The sequence below is a fragment of the Mesorhizobium sp. M7A.F.Ca.CA.002.09.1.1 genome (genome assembly GCF_003998555.1).
Classification (GTDB): Bacteria; Pseudomonadota; Alphaproteobacteria; order Rhizobiales; family Rhizobiaceae; genus Mesorhizobium; species Mesorhizobium ciceri.
In genome coordinates this window covers 1-3,102 of sequence record NZ_RZRR01000685.1, presented here as the reverse complement: position 1 = coordinate 3,102, position 3,102 = coordinate 1, and the positions used below count along the sequence as shown (strand labels likewise).

Genomic DNA, 3,102 nt, shown 5'->3' with positions numbered 1-3,102 from the left:
TCTTTGCCGATGACAGCGTCGACGGCGGGCTTGCCGCGCTCGACCTGTTGATCGAAGCCGAGCACGGGCCGGATTCCTCGGCCTATCTGGTGACGCACAGCCGCAAGGTCGCCGAAGCCGCATTGGCTGCAATCCCGGAGCATTGGTCGCGGATGACCGAGCAGCGTGTCGAGTTTTCACGCGCGGTGCTGACCGGCAAGCGCGGTGGCATCGTGCTGACCGCGTCGCTGGAAGACAGCTACCGCTTCATCAACGACTATGCGCCCGAACATCTCGAGATCCTGTCGAAGGAGCCGTTCGCGCATCTCGGGCGCATCACGGAGGCGGCTGAAATCCTGATGGGGCCGCACACGCCGGTGACGCTGGCCAATTTCGTGCTTGGACCCAATGCGGTGCTGCCGACCAGCCGTTGGGCGCGGACCTACGGGCCGCTTTCGGTGACGGATTTCGTCAAGCGCTCGTCGGTCGGCTATGTCACCTCGGTGGCCTATCCGGAACTCGCTCTGCACGCCCGCAGGCTCGCCCGCTACGAGGGCTTCAGCTCGCATGAGAACGCGGTCTCGGAGATCCGCGACCGCTATCTTGCCGGCTGAGCGGAACCGATCGAGATGAAGGCGGCACGACTTTACGGGCCCGGCGATCTGCGCGTCGAGGACATCGCGACGCCGGGCGCGCCGGATGCAGGCTGGGTGAAGCTCAGGGTCGATGCCGCCGGCATCTGCGGTTCGGACCTGCATAATTTCCGCACGGGACAGTGGATAAGCCGGTCGCCTTCGACGGCCGGCCATGAACTCACCGGCACGGTGACCGCCACCGGCGCGGGCGTCGACGCCTTCGCTATCGGTGACAGGGTTGTCGCCGATTCCCGCTTCTGGTGCGGAGACTGCGCGCAATGCCAAGCCGGCAGGCGTCATCTCTGCGCGTCACTGGGCTTCGTCGGAGAAATCTGCGACGGCGGATTTGCCGAACAGGCCGTGCTGCCCGCACGGCTTTTGCATATCATCGATGCCGGGCTCGACGAGCGGGTCGCGGCAATGGCCGAGCCGCTGGCGGTGGCGCTGCACGCGGTGCGGCGCCTGCCGAAAACGACAGGCTTCGTGCTGGTCGTCGGCTGCGGGCCGATCGGCGGTCTTGCCGCCCTGCTGTTGTCGCGGACCTTCGCCGGCACCGTGCTGATCGCCGACCGCAACCAGAGCCGCTGCGCCCGGGTGGCGCGGGTGACGGGTGCCCGGATCGTCGATCTGAGCCGGGACGCCGTTGCCGCCGCAACTGCCAATGCCCCGCTGCTCGCGGCCATCGAGGCGACCGGCAGCGTCGCGGCGCTCAATCAGCTGCTCGGCGTTCTCGATCCCGGCGGTACGATCGCCATGGTCGGCATCTTCCACGGCCGCCTCGACATTGATCCCAATACGCTGGTCGAACGCGAAATCGGGTTGCTGGGATGCCATGCCTTTGCCGACGAACTGCCCGAGGCCGTGCGGATGCTGGGTGAATTGAGCGAACCGCTGCTGGCGCTGATCGACCAGGAGATCGGCCTGGATGACATTCCGGCTGCCTATGAGCGGCTGTTGGCGGGGCGCAGCGACGGCTTGAAAACAATCATCCGCATGCGGCAACCTGTCGAGTCGTGATTTCCGATGAATCGCCGGAAAGGACTTTTGAAATGATCACTTTGCCCGACACCGCCAGCCCTCTTTACGAGAAGGTGAAGGACTACATCCTGGCAAACATCGGAACGGGCCGGTGGGGCAAAGATCGCAAGCTGCCGTCCGAGAATGAGTTGGTCGCTTCACTCGGCGTCTCGCGGATGACGGTTCACCGGGCGCTCAGAGAATTGACCTCGGCCGGGTTTCTGATCCGCCTGCAAGGTGTGGGAACCTTCATCGCGCCACCGCGGCCACAGTCGACGCTGATCGAGATCAACAACATCGCAGCCGAGATCGTCGAGCGCGGCAACAGACATCGTTCCGAAGTCCTCGTCCTCGAAACCATCATGCCGACAAAAGAGCTGGCGCTGTCGTTCGAATTTCCAAAGCGCGTCTCGATCTATCATTCCGTCGTCGTCAATTTCGAGAACGATCTGCCGGTGCAACTCGAAGAGCGCTTCGTCAATCCGAGCCTTATCCCCGACTATGACAAGCAGGATTTTTCGAAGACGGCGACCTATGACTACCTCATGCAGAAAACCCCGGTGACCGAGGTCGAGCATATCATTTCCGCCATCCCGGCGGATGCCGAGACGGCGCGGCATCTGGGCATCGATGTCGGCGCCTGCTGCCTTTTCCTGCACCGCCGGACATGGACGGGCGCGGTGGTGGCGACGATCAGCAAGCTGACTTATGCCGGCAGCCGCTACTCGCTCGGCAGCCGCTATTCCCCTTCAAAAAGCAGCTGACGGAAGCAGGTCGAATGCAAGAGCGACAGATGACGCCGGCACCGAGCCGCACGGCGCGGATCCGGGCACTCGCGCAGCATGATGTTGCCGAAGCACAAAGCGCGCTGGCGGCATTGCTGGGCGACCTGTTCGCGATGCGCCCCCGCAATGTCCGCATCAACTTCGATAAATACAGCCTCAATTCGTTGAACGGCTTCTTCGAGGACGACGGCAAGGCCTACTTCTTCAAGTTCCATCAGGAGGAGCGGGAAGAGGCGATGACGGGCGAGTATTACCGCGCCGAGATTCTGTCGCGCGCCGGCCTGCCGGTTGATCAACCCGTGCATATGTCGGCCCAACCGGGCGAGCAGATCCTTGTCTATCGGCGGCGCACGGATCCGAGGTTTTCGGATGTGCTGTTCGCGCTGGATGCGCAGGACGATGCCGGCAAACGGCGAGAAGCCGTTCTTGCCGAGCGCGACCTGTCGGCCAGGCTGCTCAAGGTCTATCTCGAAACGCTGCATCCGGTAACCGTCGAGGAGGTGGCGGCGGAACCGATCCACAGGCTGTTTCATGAGCGGCTGATCGATGCCGAGACACGCTTGTCGCCAGGCGGCCGGCTGGCCGATTTCTATGTCGGCAAGCCGTTCGTCTTTCCCGGTGCCGAGCTGGATTGGGATCGGTTTTCCCGGCTGAAATTCGTCATCAATGGCGAGCAGTACACCGAC

At 63.4% G+C, this 3,102-nt stretch carries 3 protein-coding genes and 1 pseudogene; all 4 read left to right on the top strand.

The window, feature by feature from the left end; genetic code table 11:
- Positions 1-593, top strand: a 593-nt coding sequence (locus EN994_RS24470; protein ID WP_206530488.1) for a histidinol dehydrogenase, incomplete at its 5' end; no start/stop codon positions are given.
- Between the two features lie 15 nt (positions 594-608).
- The gene (locus EN994_RS24465; RefSeq protein WP_063168691.1) at positions 609-1,631 is read left to right on the top strand and encodes a zinc-binding dehydrogenase; all 1,023 of its coding nucleotides are present in this window, start codon (positions 609-611) and stop codon (positions 1,629-1,631) included.
- Between the two features lie 32 nt (positions 1,632-1,663).
- Entirely contained in the window at positions 1,664-2,395 is a 732-nt protein-coding gene (hutC, locus tag EN994_RS24460; RefSeq protein WP_013530484.1) for a histidine utilization repressor, read from the top strand.
- 29 nt (positions 2,396-2,424) lie between these two features.
- Positions 2,425-3,102: pseudogene (locus tag EN994_RS24455) on the top strand (hypothetical protein); the annotation flags it as partial.